Source organism: Pyramidobacter porci, assembly GCF_009695745.1.
Lineage (GTDB): Bacteria > Synergistota > Synergistia > Synergistales > Dethiosulfovibrionaceae > Pyramidobacter > Pyramidobacter porci.
In genome coordinates, this window is sequence record NZ_VUNH01000002.1 from 1 (window position 1) to 17974 (window position 17974).

Consider the following 17974-nt stretch of genomic DNA (forward strand, 5'->3'; position numbering starts at 1 on the left):
CGGAGACAACAGCACCTTCGAAGTGGACCTGATCGCGCCCGTGGCGATGAACGAAGGACTTCGCTTCGCCATCCGCGAAGGCGGCCACACCGTCGGCGCCGGCGTCGTCTCTCAGATCCTCGAGTAAGCGGAGGCCGTGTCGTGTCCAAAAAAATCAGAATTCGTCTCAAAGCGTTTGATCATCGCGTACTCGATACCTCTGCCGCCCAAATTGCTGAAACCGCAACGCGTAGCGGCGCCAAGGTCGCCGGTCCGATCCCGCTTCCTACGGAGATCAACAAGTTCTGCATCCTCACATCACCTCATGTCAATAAGGATGCTCGCGAGCACTATGAAATGAGAACCCACAAGCGTCTCATCGACATCCTCGATCCCACGCAGAAGACGATGGAAGCATTAATGCAGCTGAATCTTCCCTCTGGTGTCGATATCCAGATCAAGCTCTAGCCGAGCGGGAAGCTCTGAGCCGATAAAGCTGAATCTCCCCTCTGATGGGGAGCTCTGAGCAAAGGAGAGTGTATGTAGTATGAGTCTTGGTATTCTTGGACAAAAGCTGGGGATGACCCGCGTATTCAATGAGGCGGGGCAGTCCGTCCCGGTGACTGTGATCGCTGCTGGTCCTTGTTCTGTGGTCGATGTTCGTACTCCTGAGAAAAACGGTTATAGCGCCGTTCTTCTTGGTTTGGGCGAGCGTAAGCCTCACAAGGTGACTAAGCCGCTCCGGGGCATGTATGACCGCTGCGGTGTGAAGCCCTGCCGTTGGCTACGCGAGTTCCGCATTGAAAATTCTGCTGAGTACAAAGCTGGCCAAATTGTTGACGTGGCCGTCTTTGCCGAGGGCGAGACGGTCAGCGTCACTGGCACCAGTAAGGGAAAAGGATTCGCTGGCGTTATGAAGCGCTGGAACTTTGGCGGTCTTCAAGCGAGTCATGGCGTGTCCGTGTCGCATCGTAAGCCGGCCTCAAGCGGGGCCAGCAGCTATCCGAGCCATATTTTCAAGGGCAAGACGATGCCCGGACATCTCGGCAACGAGCGCGTTACCATCAAGAATCTGACCGTCGTCGCAGTTGATAAGGAGAACAGCCTCCTTCTCATCAAGGGTGCGGTTCCTGGCGCCAAAAACGGTCTCGTCCTGATTCACAAGCAGGGCTAGACTGAAGGAGGATCAACGAAATGCCTGTTATCAAGATTATGAATATCAGCGGAGAAGTCGTTGGGGAGAAGACACTTTCTGACGAAGTCTTCGGCGCTTCTGTTCATGTTTCTGCGATGCATCAGGTTGTAGTCGCTCAGTTGGCTCATGCCAGGCAGGGGACAGCCAGCACCAAGATGCGCGGCGAAGTTCGCGGCGGCGGCAAGAAGCCCTGGAAACAGAAGCATACCGGTCGCGCGCGTGCGGGCAGCAGCCGATCGCCTCTCTGGGTCGGCGGCGGCGTGGTTCACGGCCCTAAGCCTCGTTCCTACAACCTGAAGGTCAATAAAAAGGTTCGTGCCTTGGCGATGCGCAGTGCTCTTTCCATGAGAGTGATTGAGCAGTCGCTCTGTGCGGTGGAGAGCTTTGGTTTTGAGGTTCCTTCCACGAAGAAAATGAAAGGTTTCATCGATTCTCTGAAAGCCAAAAAGATCCTCTTCCTGCTTGACCAGAGAGATGAAAATGTTGTCAGATCTGCCAGCAACATCCCCGGCGCTAAAGTCCTTCATGTTGACAGCATCAACGTGCTTGACCTGGTTCATCATGATCACGTCGTGGCCACGCCGGCAGTTCTTGAAAAGCTTGAGGAGGTGTACGCTCGATGAATCTTGTAGCTCATGACATCATCATCCGTCCTGTGGTTACTGAGAAGAGCAGTCGCTTAATGGAAATGAACAAGTACACCTTCGAAGTCCATCCTATGGCCAACAAAATTGAGATTCGCAAGGCCGTCGAGGTTGTCTTCAAGGTTAAGGTCAAGAGCGTTCATACGGTGAAGGTCCATTCCAAGCCCAAACGTATGGGAGCGTTTCTCGGCAAGAGCCGCGCGTGGAAAAAGGCCATTATCACGTTAGCTGATGGAGAGCGCATCCAGTTCTTCGAAGGCGCTGGCGCCTAGCGATTGGAGGAAATCTGAAAAATGGCAATCAAGGAATTCAATCCCTACACCGCCAGTAGACGTCATATGACGATTCTGAGCCGTGAAGACATCACGAAGCAGAAGCCTGAGCGTTCACTGCTTGCTGGAAGAAAGAAAAAAACCGGCGGCCGCAACAACTATGGACGCAGAACCATGCGTTTCATCGGCGGCGGTCACATTCGCCGGTTGCGCATCATCGACTTCAAACGCGATAAGATCGGTATCCCCGGTCGTGTTGCGGCGATCGAATATGATCCCAACCGTTCTGCCCGCCTGGCGTTGATTTTTTATGTCGACGGCGAGAAGCGCTACATCCTCTGCCCCGATCAGCTTCACGTCGGCGATATGATTATGGCCGGTCCCGAGGCAGATATTCGCCCTGGTAACGCCAAGAAGTTCAAAAACATTCCCGACGGTACGCTGATCCACAACATCGAACTTGAACCGGGCCGCGGCGCCAAACTGGTACGCTCCGCCGGCGTCAGCGCTCAGCTGATGGCTCGAGAAGGAAAGTTTGCGTTTGTGCGCATGCCGAGTGGTGAACTCCGCAAGTTCCTGCTCGAATGTACCGCCACCATCGGCGTGGTTGGCAACGGCGAACATGAGAACATCTCGCTCGGCAAAGCCGGTAAGACTCGCTGGCTGGGCCGTAAGGGACGCATTCGCGCTATGATTCAGAACCCCGTCGACCATCCCATGGGCGGTGGAGAGGGCACCACGAAATCGCATCATCACCCCTGTTCGCCTTGGGGTACCCCTGCGAAGGGCTATCGTACTCGTGCGCGTAAGCCTTCTGACAAGTTCATTGTCAGACGCCGTTACGCCAAGTAGTAGGGTAAGGAGGACAAAATATGGCACGTTCTGCTAAAAAAGGGCCCTACGTCGAGGCGAGACTCCTCAAGAGGGTCGAGGAACTGAACGGAAGTGGTACCAAAAAGGTTCTCAAAACTTGGTCGCGCGCTTCCATGATCGTTCCGCCTATGGTTGGTCATACAATTGCCGTTCATAACGGTCGTACTCATGTTCCTGTTTACATCAGCGAGAACATGATCGGTCACAAGCTGGGCGAATTCGCTCTGACCCGTCGTTTTACCGGTCACAGCGGTCAGGAGCGTTCAGTTCCGACAGCGGCGGCAGCGCCTAAGGCTGCTTCGGCGGCTAAGTAAAGGGGGACATTGACGTGCAGGCTTATGCAATTGCCAAGGCGGTTCGTATTTCGCCTTATAAAGTTCGTCAGGTACTGCCTTTGATTCGCGGCAAGAAAGTCGGAGATGCCATGATGGTTCTCCGCTACACCCCGAAGAAAGCTGCCCGACTTGTGGAAAAGGTGCTGAAGAGCGCCGTCGCCAACGCCGAATTCAACTTCGGTATGGATGTTGAGAAGCTGAAAGTCGTCGAGGCTAAAGCGGATCAGGGGCCCAGCATGAAGCGTTTCCGTCCTGCATCCATGGGGCGCGCCCATGCCTATGTGCATCGTACCAGTCACATCACTGTGACGGTCGCCGAGTAAGGAGGAAAGGACTTATGGGTCAGAAAGTTCATCCGATCGGTTATCGTATCGGCGTGATCCGTGACTGGGAATCCAAGTGGTATGCGGTTGGTAAAAACTATGTGAAGAATCTTCACGAGGACATCAAGCTGCGCTCTTGGATTAAAAACCGCTGGGAAGGCGCCGGCATTTCTCGCGTTGAGATCGAGCGCGTTGGCAAGGTAATTCGCTTCACGCTGTGGACGGCTCGTCCTGGTGTGGTGATCGGCAAACAGGGCGCCGAGTTGACGAAAGTGAAAGACGAGCTCCAGGCTCTGACGGGTACCCGAGTGATGCTGAACGTTCAGGAGATCAAAAACCCTGACGTTGACGCTCAGCTTGTGGCCGAAGGCATCGCCTCTGCGCTGGAACGGCGCGTCAGTTTCCGTCGCGCTATGAAGCAGGCTATGTTCCGTACTATGAAGGCCGGCGGTCTGGGCATCAAGATCCAGTGTTCTGGACGTCTTGGCGGAGCGGAAATTGCCCGCACGGAGTGGTATAACGATGGACGCCTTCCTCTTTCCACTCTCCGCGCTGACGTGGACTACAGTTGCGTCAAGGCCGTGACCATGTACGGCGCTATTGGCGTGAAGTGCTGGATCTACCGTGATGAAAAAGCCTTGAACACGGCAGCGCCCCGTCCTGTCCGCAGCAGGGCGAACAAAAGGGAAGGAGGCCGGGCTTAAATGTTGATGCCGAAGAGAACAAAGTTCCGCAAGCCTCATCGCGACTGCCTTGTGGGCGAAACGAAAGGCGGGGCTTACGTGGCTTTTGGCGAGTTCGGCGTGCAGGCGATGGAATGCGCTTACATTACCGCTCGTCAGATCGAGGCGACCCGCGTTGCCATCAACCGTAAGATGCGCAAGGGCGGCAAACTGTGGATCCGCATCTTCCCCGACGTGCCTTATACGAAGAAGCCTCTTGAAACCCGAATGGGAAAGGGAAAGGGCGCTCCTGAGTTCTGGGTATCTGCCGTTCGTAAAGGCCGTATTATGTTTGAGCTTGGCGGGATTCCCCGTGAAGTTGCTGAGGAAGCGTTCCGCACGGCTTCTCACAAGCTTCCTATCAAGGTGCGGCTTGTGACCCGCGACAGTTTGGATGGTGAATAGTAATGGACGCCAAGAGTCTGCGTGAAATGACCGTTGAAGAGCTCATGAACAAGCACAACCAGTTCAAGGAAGAGCTGTTTAACCTGCGCTTCCAGAATGCTGTTGGTCAGTTGAAGAACACCAGCAGAATCAAAGAGGTCAAGAAGACCATCGCGAGAGTCCTTACCATTGTTCACGAAAAAGAACAGGGACTGAACGTGAACGCCGGAAGGAGGTAAGGCACAATGGAAGCTAAAACCCCTCATCGCAAGATGAAAATCGGAATCGTTGTCAGCGACAAGATGGAGAAGACGATCTCTGTCCGTGTGACCCGGCATGCCATGCACCCTGTGTATGGTAAGCGCATCATCAAATCCAAGAAGTTCCTTGTGCACGATGCTGAGAACGCCTGCCGCATGGGCGACAGAGTCCAGTTTGCCGAAACTCGTCCTATGAGCAAGAACAAGCGCTGGACCCTCGTCAAGATCATTGAGAGAGCCCCCATCCTGGGCGGATCTGTCGAGGAGGATGTTTAACCGATGATCCAGTTGAATACAGTGCTTAACGTTGCTGACAACACCGGAGCGAAACGTGTCAAGTGCATCCAGGTACTCGGTGGCAGCCGCCGCCGTTTCGGTTCACTGGGCGATATCATCGTTTGCGCTGTGAAGGAAGCTATTCCCAACAGCAATGTTGCCAAGGGCAGCGTCGTCAAGGCTGTGATCGTCCGTACTAAAAAGGAGCGTCGTCGCGCTGACGGTTCCTACGTGCGCTTTGACGACAACGCCGCCGTTCTGATCGACGGTAACGGAGATCCTAGAGGAACTCGTATTTTTGGCCCAGTCGCCCGTGAGCTTCGCGCGAAGAAGTACATGCGCATCATCTCGCTGGCGCCCGAAGTTGTATAGGAGGCCTGCGTGATGAGCAAAATGCGTTTGAAAAAGGGTGACCGCGTCAGAGTCATCTCCGGTAAGGACAAGGGCAAGGAAGGCAAAATTCTTGTCTCCTTCCCCGCGGAAAATAAGGTTATCGTCGAAGGAGTGAGCGTTGCTTCGCGTCACAGCAAACCCACTCAGGCCAATCCGCAGGGCGGCATCGTCAAGAAGGAAACGCCGATCTATGCCTCCAAGGTCATGCTGATTTGCCCCAACACCGGAAAACCCACCCGCGTTGGTCATGCTTTCTTGGAAGACGGCCGCAAGGTACGCGTGGCCAAGGTTTCCGGCGAAATTGTCGACCAGCTCAAGTAGTGGAGGAGGCAAATTATGACCGTACGCGTGCTGGAAAAATACAAGAGCGAAGTTGTGCCTGCGCTTCAGGCGCAGTTCGCCTATAAAAACCTCATGATGATGCCCAAGATCGCCAAGGTCGTCATTAACATTGGCGTCGGCGATGCCAAGAGCGACAGCAAGTTTATCGACGCGGCCGTCGCTGAGCTTGCTACGATCAGCGGACAGCGTCCGATGATCAAGAAGTCGAAAAAATCCATTGCGAACTTCAAGCTTCGCGAAGGCTCTCCCGTCGGCTGCAGCGTGACGCTTCGCGGTGTGCGCATGTGGGAATTTCTCGATCGACTGCTGAATCTTACTCTTGCCCGCATCAAGGACTTTCAAGGTGTTTCGAGAACCTCCTTCGACGGACGCGGCAATTACAATCTCGGTCTCAAGGATCAGCTGATCTTCCCCGAGATCAATTACGACAAGGTCGTGAAGCTTCGCGGCATGAATGTTACCATCGTTACCACTGCGAATACCGACGAAGAGGCGTTTGTCATGCTCGAGAAGCTTGGTATGCCTTTTGCGCATGCTGAATAGGAGGGGTTGAGATGGCGAGAAAAGCTCTGAAGAACAAGGCTGCGCTGCCCCCGAAATTTTCGACCCGCGGCTACAACAGATGCCCGATCTGCGGTCGTATGCACGGTTACATGAGAGATTTTGACATGTGCCGCTGCTGCTTCCGTAACCTTGCCCGCGAAGGCAAGATCCCTGGAATTGTCAAGTCGAGCTGGTAAATTACCGCTCTGAAGAAAGGGGAACTTTCATGTACGTTAACGATCCGATTGCGGATATGCTCACGAGAATTCGCAATGCGAACATGGTCTACCATGAGAGCGTTGATATCCCGATCAGCAAGATGAAGCTGGGGATTGCGAAGATCCTGAAAAGTGAAGGTTACATCCGCAACTACAAGGTCCTCAACGACCCCAAAAAGCCCGCGGGTACCATCAAGGTTTTTATGAACTATGGTCCCAATCGCGAGCGCGTCGTGCAGGGCCTTCGCCGCATGAGTAAGCCCGGCCGCCGTGTCTATGTCGGCAAGGATAAACTGCCTAAAGTCATGGGAGGCTTAGGAATTGCCATTATTTCTACCTCTCAGGGATTGAAGACCGACGCCGAGGCCAGGCTGCTTGGCCTTGGCGGAGAAGTCGTCTGCTATGTCTGGTAAGGCGAGGGATTAACATGTCAAGATTAGGACGTAAGCCCGTCACGGTCCCGCAGGGTGCCAGCGTAGAGGTCAAGGAAAACAGAATCGTTGTTAAGGGCAGGAACGGTGAGCTGTCCATGCCCCTCGTGGAAAATATCTCCGTCGAGGTCAAGGACGGTGCTGTTCACGTGGCACGCGCCAACGAAGAGAAAACCACAAAGGCCGCGCACGGCATGGTTCGCGCTATGATTAACAACATGGTTATCGGCGTTACCGAAGGCTACACCAAGACGCTTGAAATTGAGGGCGTCGGCTATCGTGCCGCTATGAAAGGCAAAAATCTCGGCCTGAGCCTAGGCTTTTCCCATCCGGTCGAGGTCGTTCCTCCTGAAGGAGTTACTTTTGCCGTAGAAGGCGCGACCAAGATTTTCGTCAAGGGCATTGACAAACAGGTTGTTGGCCAGATTGCTGCGATCATTCGCGGGTATCGCGCCCCCGAACCTTACAAGGGTAAGGGTATTCACTATCTCGGCGAGCATATCCTGCGCAAGGCCGGCAAGACCGCTACTAAGTAAGACGAGGTGAGCCGATATGATTAAGACCAAGAGCAGAAATGAGATGCGTCTCCTTCGGCACAGCCGTCTTCGCAAGAGCGTTTCCGGCACCGCTGAGAGACCGAGACTGTCCGTTTTCCGCAGCCTGAGAGACATTTACGTTCAGGTGATCGATGATACCGTCGGTCATACGCTGGTCTCCGTGTCCACGAAGGAAAAGTCCGTGGCGCAGACCCTCGAGTGCGGCCATTGCACGGTAGCCGCCGCCAAGGTTATTGGCAAGCTTGTTGCGGAGCGCGCGAAGGAAAAGGGCATCACCGAGGTCGTCTTCGACCGTGGTGGTCATGTGTATCACGGTCGCGTTCAGGCCATTGCCGACGCTGCTCGTGAAGCCGGTTTGAAGCTCTAGGGAGGAATTTCAATGACCGAAAAACAGTCTGCGAGCGGTACCGAGCTGAACGAACGCGTTGTCTTTATCAACCGTGTCAGCAAGACCGTCAAGGGCGGCAAGAGATTTCGTTTCAGTATCCTTCTTGCCGTTGGTGATGGCGAAGGCAAGGTAGGCATCGGCATGGGCAAGGCCCGCGAAATTTCCGAGGCTGTCCGCAAGGGGATGGAAGACGCGAAGAAGGACATGATTCTTGTAAAGCACAACGGCAAGACTATTCCTCATCCGGTGATGGGACGATACGGTTCTGCCGCGGTTCTCCTCCGTCCTGCCGCCGACGGCACCGGGGTCATTGCCGGCAGCGTTGTCCGTGCCATTATGGAGCTGGGCGGGATCAAGGACGTTATGACCAAGGTTGTTGGCCATACGAGCAATCCCGTTAACGTTGCCCGCGCTACTCTGGCTGCTGTCGCCGCTCTGCGCACGCGTGACGAGATCATGACGTTGCGCGGCAAGAAAAAGTCGGAGAACGCTTAGGAGGAAAAGGAGTATGGCTAAACTTCGTATTGTCTGGAAGAAGAGCGACATCGGCCGTCCTGAGCGTCAGTCGCGCACGATCAAGGCGCTGGGGTTCCATAAACTGAACTCGGTCGTCATTCACGAGGATACGCCCCAGATCCGCGGCATGGTTCGCGCTGTGGCTCACCTTGTTGAGTGCTCTGAAGTGAACGAGTAAGGGGGCACAAGCAATGAATCTTAGTGATCTGCGTCCGGCCGAAGGCGCCAAGCACAAAGCGAAGCGCGTTGGCTGCGGCATCGGCAGCGGCAACGGCAAGACTGCCGGAAGAGGCACCAAGGGTTACGGCTCCCGTGCCGGCAGCGCTATCCGTCCCGGCTTTGAAGGCGGCCAGATGCCTCTGGTTCGCCGCACGCCCAAACGCGGCTTCAACAATTACAATTTCGCCAAGGTATATCAGATCGCCAATCTTGGTGACATTGCCGAAATCTTCAAAGAAGGGGCCGTCATTACGGTGAACGAGCTCTTTGCGTACGGCTTGGTCCGTAACATGGATACGCCTGTCAAGATCCTTGGCGATGGCGAACTTGACAAACCGCTGACGATCAAGGCAGAGGCCTTCAGCAAGTCTGCAGCTCAGAAGATTGCAGCTGCAGGCGGAACTGCTGAGGTGATTTAAAGTGGCTGATACCTTCCGCGACGTATTCAAACTTCCGGATCTCAAAAGGCGCATTCTCTTCACGTTGGGGATGCTGTTTGTTTTCCGCCTGGGAGCTCACATTCCTACGCCGGGCATCAACTCGGCGGCGATGTCTCAGCTCTTTGAAGGAAGTGGCGTTCTTGGTTTCCTTGACCTGTTTGCCGGTGGTGCGCTGAGAAGGTTCAGTCTTTTCTCGCTTGGTGTAGCTCCTTACATCAATGCAAGCATTGTTTTGCAATTGGCTGCTGTCATTTTCCCTGCGCTTGAGCGTCTTCAGAAAGAAGGGCCTCAAGGACAGAAGAAAATGACTCAGTATACGAGGTACGGAGCGATTTTCTTCGCTTTCGTGCAGGCGATCGGCATGGCCATGTGGTTGCGCCGCGCCGGCGTTCTGGCTGCATCAGGACTTGATTTCTTTGTCGCTGTTATCACGGCGGTGACAGGATCGGTGGCCGTGATGTGGCTTGGCGAAGAAATGACCGATCACGGTATCGGCAACGGCATTTCCTTGCTGATTTTTGCCGGTATCGTTGCCCGTCTTCCCGAGGCTGTGATTCAGACGCTCTCGATGGTCAGCTCCGGTGAAATGAACGTCGTCACGCTGATCCTGGCGCTCGCCGTCATGGTTGCGGTCCTTGCGGGAGCGGTGCTCCTTGAACAGGGGCAGCGCCGTCTTCCCGTTCAGTATGCGAAACGCGTCGTCGGCAATCGCGTGTACGGCGGACAGAGCAGCTTTATTCCGCTGCGCGTCAACATGGGCGGCGTCATGCCGATCATCTTCGCCTCGTCGCTGCTGATTTTTCCCTCGACGGTGCTTCGCCTTTTCCACGGCACGGAACGGTTGGCGAATTACTTTGCGCCCGGCAGTTGGCTTTACACGGTTCTGTATGTGGTGCTGATTGTGTTCTTCGGTTTCTTCTACACGGCCATGGTGTTCAATCCGAGCGACATTGCGGATAACATGAAGAAAAACGGCGGCTTCATCCTTGGTATCCGTCCGGGGAAGCCCACGTCGGATTACATTGAGAAGATTGCCTCCCGCATCACGCTGGTAGGTTCAGTATTTCTCGTCGTGGTCGCTCTTGTTCCCGATCTTTTGACCAACGTCTTTGGCATCACAAGCTTCTACTTTGGCGGAACATCCGTCCTGATCATCGTCGGCGTGGCGCTTGAGATCGTCGAGCAGGTCAACAGTCAGCTCCTGATGCGCAATTATGAGGGCGTCCTCAAGCGTGCCAAAGGCGGCCGCGGATTGCTTCGCTTCTAGGGAGGACTGGAGATGAGAATTATTCTTGTCGGACCTCCCGGCGCGGGCAAAGGTACTCAGGCCGAGAAGATTGTCGCGAAATACGGTGTTGCTCACATTTCCACGGGCGATATCCTTCGCGCCAACGTCAAGGCTGGCACGGAGCTGGGGAGAAAAGCCAAGTCTTTCATGGACGCCGGCGCTCTTGTCCCCGATGACGTGATCGTCGGCATGATGCGCGGACGGCTTGCCGAAGACGACTGCCGGAAAGGATTTATCCTTGACGGTTTCCCCCGCACGGTTCCTCAGGCCGAAGCGCTCGCTTCGCTTCTCGCGGAGCTGGGGATCACGCTTGACGGAGTGATCCTGCTCGACGTGGACGACGAAACGGTCGTCAAGCGCCTGTGTGGTCGCCGCATGTGCAAGAAGTGCGGCAGGATCTATCATGTCGTTTTCAACCCGTCTTCAAAAGGTGACCATTGCGATTCGTGCGGTGGCGATCTCTATCAGAGGGACGACGACAGGGAAGCAGTGATTCGTCAGCGTTTGGCGGTGTATCATGACCAGACCGCGCCTCTTGTCGATTATTACGGCAAGGCGGGGTTTTTGCTCAGAGTCGATGCCGCCGAAACCGGAGACAAGGTTTTAAGCCGTATCGAAGCCATGCTTGAGAGGCGTGCATGATCTCTCTCAAGTCCGTTGGCGATATCGAGAAGATGCGTCGCGCCGGCGCGATCCTTGCCGATCTTCTGATGAATCTGAAGGAGGTCGTCAAGCCTGGCATGACGACGGCTGACATTGATCGATATGCCGAAGACTTTATCAGAAAAAACGGCGCCGTTCCTTCCGAAAAGGGATACGCGGTGCCGGGAATCTCTGAGCCTTATCCTGCTTCGGTCTGTACGTCGGTCAACGATGAAGTGGTTCATGGGATCCCCAGCGATGAACGGATCCTAAAAGACGGCGACATTGTCAGTGTCGATGTCATGGCCTCTTATCAAGGCCTCCACGCTGATGCGTGCTACACCTACGCGGTGGGCGACATTTCGCCGCAGAGGCAGGCGCTGCTTGACGTAACACAGGAAAGTCTGGATCGCGCGATCGCCCAGGTGAAAGCCGGGGCGACTCTCGGAGACATCGGAAACGCTGTGGAATCTTTCGTGATTCCCAAAGGATATGGCATAGTGCGGGAATATGCAGGACACGGAATTGGGCGTCATCCCCATGAGGCCCCGTCGGTCTTGAACTACGGAGAGCCCGGCACAGGAGTAACTCTTTTGAAGGGTATGACAATCGCCATCGAACCTATGATCATGTGCGGCGGTGAAGCCCTGAAAGACGGAAAGGACGGTTGGCTTGTTTCGACAGCCGACGGTTCTGACGCGGCCCATTTCGAAAAAACCGTCCTTGTCACTGCGGACGGAGCAGAAATCCTGACTCCCTGGCACTAGCCGGGATCTTTGAGGAGGTTCGTAAGGTTCCATGGCTAACAAGGACGATGTGATCGAGGTCCACGGCGAAGTCGAAGAGCCCTTGCCCAACGCCATGTTTCGCGTTAGGCTTGAGACGGGCCAGGTGATTCTGGCTCATGTTTCGGGAAAAATGAGGATGCATTTCATCCGGATTCTTCCCGGCGACAAGGTTCTGTTGGAACTGTCGCCTTACGACCTGACCAGAGGGCGGATCACTTACCGCTACAAGTAGTCGATATGCTGCCTTTCCGGCTGTTTGCGGCCGGGAGCGGAATGTCCATGAGGAGTGTGCAAACTATGAAGGTTAGATCATCTGTTAAACCCATTTGTGAGTATTGCCGAGTGATCAAGCGCAATGGCGTCATTCGCGTCATCTGCAGCCGCGATCCTCGTCATAAACAGCGTCAAGGAGCTAGGAGGTAACTGGTATGGCTCGAATTGCAGGAGTTGATCTTCCCCGCGACAAGCGTGTTGAGATCGGCCTCACCTACATCTATGGCATCGGTCTGAGCACGGCCCGTGAGATTCTCAAGAAGACCGGCGTGAATCCGGATACGCGCGTCAAGGATCTTACCGAAGAAGAAGCCCAGCTGCTTCGTTCCGAAATCGTCAACAACCACAAGGTGGAGGGCGACCTTCGCCGCGAGGTGTCCATGAACATCAAGCGCTTGATGGACATCGGCTGCTATCGCGGTATCCGTCACCGCCTGGGACTGCCTTGCCGCGGCCAGCGCACCAAGACGAATGCCCGTACGTGGAAGAACCGCAAAGGACGTTCACGTCCCGTCGCCGGTAAGAAAACCGCATAACCAAGGGAGGTAACGTTCGTGGCCAATCGCACACAGCGTAAAAAGGAAAAGAAGAATATCAGCTACGGAGTCGCCCATATCTTCTCGACGTTCAACAACACCATCGTGAGCATCACCGATAAAGGCGGCGCTCTTCTGGCGTGGGCGTCGGGCGGCAACGTTGGTTTCAAGGGCGCCCGCAAGTCGACTCCCTTCGCCGCCCAGGTCGCTTCTCAGCAGGCTGCCAAGACGGCGCAGGATCACGGCCTTCGTGAGATCGACGTGGTCGTCAAAGGCCCCGGTCCCGGCCGTGAGTCTGCCATCCGCGCGCTTCAGGCCGTCGGCCTGCAGGTCAACTCCATCAGGGACGAGACCCCCATCCCTCACAACGGATGCCGTCCTCCCAAAAGACGCCGCGTCTAGTACCTGTATTTTGTTGTTAAAGCTGCGTAGAATCCGTCGTAGCCTCAATCGGCTATGGAGTTATAGGAAGGGTGTGGGGATCTTTGGAGATTATGCGGCCTGAGATTCAAGTTGAAGAGTGTTCCAGTACCGCCGCGCGGCTGGTTATTGGTCCGCTCGAACGCGGTTATGGTCAGACGATAGGTAACGCTCTCCGTCGTGTACTGCTTTCTTCGATCAAAGGGGCGGCGATTAGCGCGGTTCGCGTTGAAGGCGCTCAGCACGAGTTTACGACGATCCCCGGCATGAAGGAAGACGTTATCGAGCTGCTGCTGAATCTCAAGCACGTGCCTGTCCGCTCCCATAGCGCCGAATACCGTACACTGAAGCTGGATGTGGAAGGCGGAAAGAAGGTTACGGCAGCCGATTTTCAGGAGGACAGCGACATCGAGTTCATAGATCCCGACGCGTATATCTGCACGCTGGCTGAAGGGCATTCGCTTTCGCTTGAAATTTACATCGAGCAGGGCGTAGGCTACGCCACGGTGGATCGTCCGCGGCCGAGCTATTTACCGGTAGACGCTCTCATGATCGACGCCATTTATTCTCCGATCCTTCGCGTCAAGTACGAAGTTCAGAACGAACGCGTCGGTCAGAAGACGGACTATGAGAAAATCGTGATGAACGTCACCACGAATGGCGTCGTCGCGCCCGACATCGCCGTCGCCGAAGCGGCGAAACTGCTTCGCGAGTATTTCGATATCGTCATTCAGGAGCTTCGCAAGCTTCATCCCGCCGAGCTCGGGCTGTTCGACGACGAAAGCGCGCCCCAGCCTTCCGGGAACGGTCAGGCCGGAGACGGCGCCGATAGTCCGCCGGAGAACGCCCTATTGAACAAACCGGTCAGGGAACTTGAACTTTCAATCAGAAGTGAAAACTGCCTGCTTCGCGGTGGCATTCATACCATTGGCGATCTTGTCAGCCGCAGTAAGGATGACTTGCTGAAGATCCGCAACCTGGGCAAGATCTCTCTTCGCGAGATCGAAGAGAAGATGACCAAGTACGGTATCGTCCTCAGTGACGACAAGGCAAGCGCAGAGAACTCAAGCAAGGAGGACTAAGTCCCTATGAGACATGGAGTTGCCCAGAGAAAGCTCGGCCGCAACGGCAGCCATAGACGCGCGATGCTGGCCAATCTGGTCGCGAGCCTGATTCTGGAAGGCAGCATCGAGACCACTGTAACCCGCGCGAAGGAGGTTCGCCGCGTCGCCGAGCGTTTGATCACGCGCGCCAAGGGCGGCACGCTGCACGATCGCCGTATCGTCATTTCGCGCATGAACTACAAGGAAGCCGTCATCAAGCTGTTTGACGACGTCGCTCCCCGTTTTGCGGATCGTCCCGGCGGATACACCCGCATCATCCGTACCCGTTTCCGCGTTGGCGACGCGTCGCCCATGGCTGTCATTTCGCTGGTTGACTGATAAAGAACGCCGGAAAAAAATGGAACAACCGAATATGATCTCCCTGAGGGGTGTTGGCTATTCTTACTCCGACACGGGGAGGCCCGCGCTCGAAAACGTCAGTTTCGAGGTGCGGCAGGGCGAGTGGATCGCCCTGGTCGGCAGCAATGGCTCTGGGAAGTCCACGCTGGCCAAACACCTTAACGCCCTGCTCGTTCCGATGCAGGGCGCTTGTTTTATCTTGGGACGGGACTCCCGCGAGGAAAAAAATCTGTGGAAGATCCGCTCTTCCGTGTCGATGGTCTTTCAGAATCCCGAGAATCAGATCGTTTCCACGGTCGTGGAGGACGACGTGGCGTTCGGGCCGGAGAATCTCGGCCTGCCGGCGGCGGAGATCCGCCGCCGCGTGGACGAGGCCCTTAAAGTCTGCGGCCTTGCGGAGAAGGCCGACAAGGCGGTCTACACGCTGTCCGGCGGGCAAAAGCAGCGTTTGGCCATCGCCGGCGCTCTGGCCATGGGCACGCAGTGTCTGGTGCTCGACGAGCCGACGGCCATGCTCGATCCCGAAGGGCGTCAGGAAGTGGCGGCGCTGCTGCGCGAGCTGCACGGCCGCGGCATCACGATCATGCAGGTGACGCACCGCCTCGAAGAGGTGATCGGCGCGGATCGCGTGATCGTTCTCGATCAGGGGCGCTTCGACTGGGAAGGCACGCCGGATCAGCTTTTCCGTCTGAAAGACATCGGCGCCCGCTGGGGGCTGGAAGCGCCGCCCATCGTGATTCTTCGGGAGCGGCTCGTCGCCGCCGGGCTGATAGCAAAAGATACTCCGCCGACGGCGGAGGGGATAGGAACGGCTTTATGTCTATCGTCGTCGAAAATTTGAGCCACATTTACCATGAAAACACTGCCCTCCAGACGGCAGCTCTGGAGGGCGTTTCGCTGTCGATCGAACGCAGCCACTGGACGTCGTTCATCGGCCATACGGGCAGCGGCAAGTCGACGCTGGCTCAGCATCTGAACGCGATCCTGCGCCCCACGTCGGGTTCGGTGACGGTGGACGGCGCGGCGATCCTGCCGGAGAAAAAACGGGAAAAGACCGATTTTCGCGAGATCCGCCGCAAGGTCGGGCTGATCTTCCAGTATCCCGAGCAGCAGCTTTTCGAAGAAACGGTGCGCGAGGAGCTGGCTTTCGCGCCGCGCAACTGGGGCGTGCCGGAGTCCCGGATCGGCGATCTGACGGCGAAGGCGCTGCGCGCCGTCGATTTGGACGATTCCTATTTGGAGCGCAATCCCTTCGGCCTCTCCGGCGGCGAGAAGCGGCGCGTGGCGATCGCCTCGGTGCTGACCTGCGCGCCGGATTATCTGGTGCTCGACGAGCCGACGGCGGGGCTGGATGAACGCGGCCGGGCGGCGCTGCTGAAGCTGCTGGACCGCATCCACCGCGAGGGCACGGGGATCGTGCTGGTCACTCACGATCTGGAGATTGCCTTTTCGCGCAGCGACCGCATTCTCGTGCTCGATCACGGGCGCTGCGCCGGGCTGGGGACGCCGGACGAGATCGCGATACAGCTGTACCGGCAGCCGGTTTCGGGGCTGGTGCTGCCCGAAGTGATGCTGACGGCGCTGAAGCTGCGCGAGCGCGGACTGCGCGCGCCGCTGACCTGCGACGCCGAAAGGCTGGCGCAAGAGCTGATCCGCGAGAGGAGGCGGGGGCGTTGAGGTTTCTCGAGAACATGAGTTTCGGCCAGTACGTGCCCGCCCGCTCGTGGGTGCACCGCCTCGATCCGCGCGCCAAGGTGGGGGCGCTGGCGCTGCTGCTGACCGGCGTGTTCATGGCGGAGCGCCCCTACGACTGGATCCTCTGGGCGGCGGCGCTGTGGCTCTGCGCGGCGCTGTCGCAGACGAGCGTGGCGTTTTTGCTGCGTTCGATCCGTACGGTGCTGTTCCTGATCGTTTTCACGGCGCTGCTGAATCTGTTCTTCGCGTCGGGGGAGCCGCTGTGGCAGTGGGGGATCTTCCGCGTCAGTCGGGAAGGCGTCGAGCTGGCCTGGACGATGGCGCTGCGGCTGACGCTGCTGGTGCTGTTCGCCAATCTGCTGACGCTGACGACCAGTCCGATGGCGCTGTCCGACGGGCTGGAGAGCATTTTTTCGCCGTTCAAGCGCTTCGGCTTTCCGGCGCACGAGCTGGCGATGATGATGACGATCGCGCTGCGTTTCATTCCCACGCTGCTGAGCGAGACGGACCGTATCCTCAAAGCGCAGCTGGCCCGCGGCGCGGACCTTGACCGCGGTTCGGTCGTCAGGCGCATGAAGGCGTTCATCCCCGTGCTGGTGCCGCTGTTCGTGATCGTCTTTCAGCGCGCCGACGACCTGGCGGTGGCGATGGAGGCGCGTTGTTACCGCGGCGGCGAGGGGCGGACGCGCATGAAGCCGTTTTGCTGGCGGGCGGCCGACACAGCGGCGCTGGTTTTCTGCGCGCTGCTGATCGTCGGCCAGAAGCTGCTGAACTGGGTGATCGGCTGATGCCGCGCTATTCCTGCGTGATCAGCTACGACGGCGGCAAGTTCTGCGGCTGGCAGACGCAGCCGAACGGCGTCACCGTTCAGGAGTCGCTGGAGCGGGTTTTGTCGCTGCTGAACGGTTCGCCGGTAAAGGCGACGGGCGCGGGGCGCACGGACGCCGGCGTGCACGCGCGCGGGCAGACGGCCTCGTTCCTGATGGACCGAGCCTGGGAACCGCGGCGGCTTCTGCTGGCGCTGAACGCGAATCTGCCCGAGGGCGCGGCGGTCGCGGCAGTGCGCGAGCGTCCGCTTGAATTCGACGCGCGGCGCGACGCGCTGTGGCGCGAATACGCTTTTTTCGTGTGGCGCGGTTCGTTCTGCTATCCGATGATGAAGCCTTACGTGTGGTGGAAAAAAAAGGACGACTGGGATCACGAACTGATCCGGCGCGGCTGCACGCTGCTGGAAGGGCGGCACGACTTCAGCGCGTTCTGCCGGGCCGGCGACCTGCCGGAAAACGCGGTGCGGCGCATGCATTTCGTGCGCTATATTTGCCGCGGCGGGCTGTCGGTCTTCCGCATCCGCGGCGACGCTTTTTTGACCAACATGGTGCGGATCATGATCGGCAATCTGGACGCCGTCGCTTCAGGGCGCAGGCCGCTCTCGTGGCTTGAAGAACTGCTGCGAGGCGCGAGCCGGAGCGACTCGGCCATGACGGCGCCGCCGGAAGGATTGTTTTTCTGGAAGGTTGGCTACAAGGACTAAAATAGGGTACAATAGAACAGTTTCGGAG

At 57.0% G+C, this 17974-nt stretch carries 35 protein-coding genes; all 35 read left to right on the forward strand.

Annotation, left to right across the window (positions count from 1 at the left end):
• On the forward strand, positions 1 to 127 hold a 127-nt coding region (locus FYJ74_RS01860), incomplete at its 5' end, for an EF-Tu C-terminal domain-related protein (protein WP_456095386.1).
• A gap of 14 nt (positions 128 to 141) precedes the next feature.
• Positions 142 to 447 carry a 30S ribosomal protein S10 gene (rpsJ, locus tag FYJ74_RS01865; protein ID WP_326830844.1) on the forward strand — a complete coding sequence of 102 codons (306 nt, stop codon included), beginning with the start codon at positions 142 to 144 and terminating at the stop codon, positions 445 to 447.
• A 79-nt stretch (positions 448 to 526) separates the two neighbouring features.
• Positions 527 to 1153, forward strand: coding sequence for a 50S ribosomal protein L3 (gene rplC / locus FYJ74_RS01870; RefSeq protein WP_154527936.1), 627 nt, complete (start codon positions 527 to 529; stop codon positions 1151 to 1153).
• A gap of 20 nt (positions 1154 to 1173) precedes the next feature.
• Complete coding sequence (rplD, locus tag FYJ74_RS01875; protein ID WP_154527937.1) at positions 1174 to 1797, forward strand: 50S ribosomal protein L4; 624 nt, start codon at positions 1174 to 1176, stop codon at positions 1795 to 1797.
• Positions 1794 to 2090, forward strand: coding sequence for a 50S ribosomal protein L23 (rplW, locus tag FYJ74_RS01880; protein WP_154527938.1), 297 nt, complete (start codon positions 1794 to 1796; stop codon positions 2088 to 2090). Before rplD ends, rplW begins: the two co-directional genes overlap by 4 nt.
• Before the next feature lie 21 nt (positions 2091 to 2111).
• Positions 2112 to 2942, forward strand: coding sequence for a 50S ribosomal protein L2 (gene rplB / locus FYJ74_RS01885; RefSeq protein ID WP_154527939.1), 831 nt, complete (start codon positions 2112 to 2114; stop codon positions 2940 to 2942).
• A gap of 20 nt (positions 2943 to 2962) precedes the next feature.
• Positions 2963 to 3277: a 30S ribosomal protein S19 gene (rpsS, locus tag FYJ74_RS01890; protein ID WP_154527940.1), complete on the forward strand. Its 315-nt coding sequence runs from the start codon at positions 2963 to 2965 to the stop codon at positions 3275 to 3277.
• A gap of 14 nt (positions 3278 to 3291) precedes the next feature.
• Entirely contained in the window at positions 3292 to 3621 is a 330-nt protein-coding gene (gene rplV / locus FYJ74_RS01895; protein WP_326830845.1) for a 50S ribosomal protein L22, read from the forward strand.
• A gap of 14 nt (positions 3622 to 3635) precedes the next feature.
• A complete protein-coding gene (gene rpsC, locus FYJ74_RS01900) occupies positions 3636 to 4325 on the forward strand; it encodes a 30S ribosomal protein S3 (protein WP_154527941.1) in 690 nt (229 codons plus the stop codon).
• The gene (rplP, locus tag FYJ74_RS01905; RefSeq protein ID WP_009165418.1) at positions 4326 to 4748 is read left to right on the forward strand and encodes a 50S ribosomal protein L16; all 423 of its coding nucleotides are present in this window, start codon (positions 4326 to 4328) and stop codon (positions 4746 to 4748) included. It begins immediately after the preceding gene.
• A gap of 2 nt (positions 4749 to 4750) precedes the next feature.
• Positions 4751 to 4966: a 50S ribosomal protein L29 gene (gene rpmC / locus FYJ74_RS01910; protein WP_154527942.1), complete on the forward strand. Its 216-nt coding sequence runs from the start codon at positions 4751 to 4753 to the stop codon at positions 4964 to 4966.
• 6 nt (positions 4967 to 4972) lie between these two features.
• On the forward strand, positions 4973 to 5263 hold the full coding sequence (gene rpsQ / locus FYJ74_RS01915) for a 30S ribosomal protein S17 (RefSeq protein WP_009165416.1): 291 nt from the start codon (positions 4973 to 4975) through the stop codon (positions 5261 to 5263).
• Positions 5264 to 5266: 3 nt separating this feature from the next.
• Positions 5267 to 5635, forward strand: coding sequence for a 50S ribosomal protein L14 (rplN, locus tag FYJ74_RS01920; protein WP_009165415.1), 369 nt, complete (start codon positions 5267 to 5269; stop codon positions 5633 to 5635).
• Between the two features lie 12 nt (positions 5636 to 5647).
• Positions 5648 to 5977 (forward strand): 50S ribosomal protein L24, encoded by a 330-nt coding sequence (gene rplX, locus FYJ74_RS01925; protein ID WP_229769299.1) that lies wholly within the window; start codon positions 5648 to 5650, stop codon positions 5975 to 5977.
• Between the two features lie 15 nt (positions 5978 to 5992).
• Entirely contained in the window at positions 5993 to 6541 is a 549-nt protein-coding gene (gene rplE / locus FYJ74_RS01930; protein ID WP_154527943.1) for a 50S ribosomal protein L5, read from the forward strand.
• Positions 6542 to 6552: 11 nt separating this feature from the next.
• Positions 6553 to 6738, forward strand: coding sequence for a type Z 30S ribosomal protein S14 (locus FYJ74_RS01935; RefSeq protein WP_154527944.1), 186 nt, complete (start codon positions 6553 to 6555; stop codon positions 6736 to 6738).
• 29 nt (positions 6739 to 6767) lie between these two features.
• The gene (rpsH, locus tag FYJ74_RS01940) at positions 6768 to 7172 is read left to right on the forward strand and encodes a 30S ribosomal protein S8 (protein ID WP_009165411.1); all 405 of its coding nucleotides are present in this window, start codon (positions 6768 to 6770) and stop codon (positions 7170 to 7172) included.
• A gap of 14 nt (positions 7173 to 7186) precedes the next feature.
• Complete coding sequence (gene rplF, locus FYJ74_RS01945; protein WP_154527945.1) at positions 7187 to 7726, forward strand: 50S ribosomal protein L6; 540 nt, start codon at positions 7187 to 7189, stop codon at positions 7724 to 7726.
• 16 nt (positions 7727 to 7742) lie between these two features.
• Positions 7743 to 8114 (forward strand): 50S ribosomal protein L18, encoded by a 372-nt coding sequence (gene rplR, locus FYJ74_RS01950; protein WP_154527946.1) that lies wholly within the window; start codon positions 7743 to 7745, stop codon positions 8112 to 8114.
• Positions 8115 to 8126: 12 nt separating this feature from the next.
• On the forward strand, positions 8127 to 8630 hold the full coding sequence (gene rpsE / locus FYJ74_RS01955) for a 30S ribosomal protein S5 (RefSeq protein WP_154527947.1): 504 nt from the start codon (positions 8127 to 8129) through the stop codon (positions 8628 to 8630).
• A gap of 13 nt (positions 8631 to 8643) precedes the next feature.
• A complete protein-coding gene (gene rpmD, locus FYJ74_RS01960; protein ID WP_009165407.1) occupies positions 8644 to 8829 on the forward strand; it encodes a 50S ribosomal protein L30 in 186 nt (61 codons plus the stop codon).
• Between the two features lie 13 nt (positions 8830 to 8842).
• Positions 8843 to 9289 (forward strand): 50S ribosomal protein L15, encoded by a 447-nt coding sequence (gene rplO / locus FYJ74_RS01965; protein ID WP_009165406.1) that lies wholly within the window; start codon positions 8843 to 8845, stop codon positions 9287 to 9289.
• 1 nt (position 9290) lies between these two features.
• Positions 9291 to 10577 (forward strand): preprotein translocase subunit SecY, encoded by a 1287-nt coding sequence (gene secY / locus FYJ74_RS01970; RefSeq protein ID WP_326830846.1) that lies wholly within the window; start codon positions 9291 to 9293, stop codon positions 10575 to 10577.
• A 12-nt stretch (positions 10578 to 10589) separates the two neighbouring features.
• Entirely contained in the window at positions 10590 to 11240 is a 651-nt protein-coding gene (locus FYJ74_RS01975) for an adenylate kinase (RefSeq protein ID WP_154527948.1), read from the forward strand.
• The gene (gene map, locus FYJ74_RS01980; RefSeq protein WP_154527949.1) at positions 11237 to 12007 is read left to right on the forward strand and encodes a type I methionyl aminopeptidase; all 771 of its coding nucleotides are present in this window, start codon (positions 11237 to 11239) and stop codon (positions 12005 to 12007) included. The genes FYJ74_RS01975 and map overlap by 4 nt, the downstream gene beginning before the upstream one ends.
• Before the next feature lie 31 nt (positions 12008 to 12038).
• A complete protein-coding gene (gene infA, locus FYJ74_RS01985; protein WP_009165402.1) occupies positions 12039 to 12260 on the forward strand; it encodes a translation initiation factor IF-1 in 222 nt (73 codons plus the stop codon).
• A 65-nt stretch (positions 12261 to 12325) separates the two neighbouring features.
• Positions 12326 to 12451, forward strand: a complete 126-nt coding sequence (gene rpmJ / locus FYJ74_RS01990; RefSeq protein ID WP_009165401.1) for a 50S ribosomal protein L36 — start codon at positions 12326 to 12328, stop codon at positions 12449 to 12451.
• A 5-nt stretch (positions 12452 to 12456) separates the two neighbouring features.
• Positions 12457 to 12837 carry a 30S ribosomal protein S13 gene (rpsM, locus tag FYJ74_RS01995; protein ID WP_009165400.1) on the forward strand — a complete coding sequence of 127 codons (381 nt, stop codon included), beginning with the start codon at positions 12457 to 12459 and terminating at the stop codon, positions 12835 to 12837.
• Between the two features lie 18 nt (positions 12838 to 12855).
• Entirely contained in the window at positions 12856 to 13239 is a 384-nt protein-coding gene (rpsK, locus tag FYJ74_RS02000) for a 30S ribosomal protein S11 (RefSeq protein ID WP_009165399.1), read from the forward strand.
• Positions 13240 to 13331: 92 nt separating this feature from the next.
• Positions 13332 to 14339 (forward strand): DNA-directed RNA polymerase subunit alpha, encoded by a 1008-nt coding sequence (locus FYJ74_RS02005; RefSeq protein ID WP_195838769.1) that lies wholly within the window; start codon positions 13332 to 13334, stop codon positions 14337 to 14339.
• A gap of 6 nt (positions 14340 to 14345) precedes the next feature.
• Complete coding sequence (rplQ, locus tag FYJ74_RS02010) at positions 14346 to 14699, forward strand: 50S ribosomal protein L17 (protein WP_009165397.1); 354 nt, start codon at positions 14346 to 14348, stop codon at positions 14697 to 14699.
• Positions 14700 to 14718: 19 nt separating this feature from the next.
• The gene (locus tag FYJ74_RS02015) at positions 14719 to 15561 is read left to right on the forward strand and encodes an energy-coupling factor transporter ATPase (protein ID WP_229769300.1); all 843 of its coding nucleotides are present in this window, start codon (positions 14719 to 14721) and stop codon (positions 15559 to 15561) included.
• Complete coding sequence (locus FYJ74_RS02020; RefSeq protein WP_154527951.1) at positions 15537 to 16397, forward strand: ATP-binding cassette domain-containing protein; 861 nt, start codon at positions 15537 to 15539, stop codon at positions 16395 to 16397. Before FYJ74_RS02015 ends, FYJ74_RS02020 begins: the two co-directional genes overlap by 25 nt.
• Positions 16394 to 17203 (forward strand): energy-coupling factor transporter transmembrane component T family protein, encoded by an 810-nt coding sequence (locus FYJ74_RS02025; RefSeq protein ID WP_154527952.1) that lies wholly within the window; start codon positions 16394 to 16396, stop codon positions 17201 to 17203. Before FYJ74_RS02020 ends, FYJ74_RS02025 begins: the two co-directional genes overlap by 4 nt.
• A complete protein-coding gene (truA, locus tag FYJ74_RS02030) occupies positions 17203 to 17946 on the forward strand; it encodes a tRNA pseudouridine(38-40) synthase TruA (protein WP_154527953.1) in 744 nt (247 codons plus the stop codon). The genes FYJ74_RS02025 and truA overlap by 1 nt, the downstream gene beginning before the upstream one ends.
• Positions 17947 to 17974 lie beyond the last annotated feature (28 nt).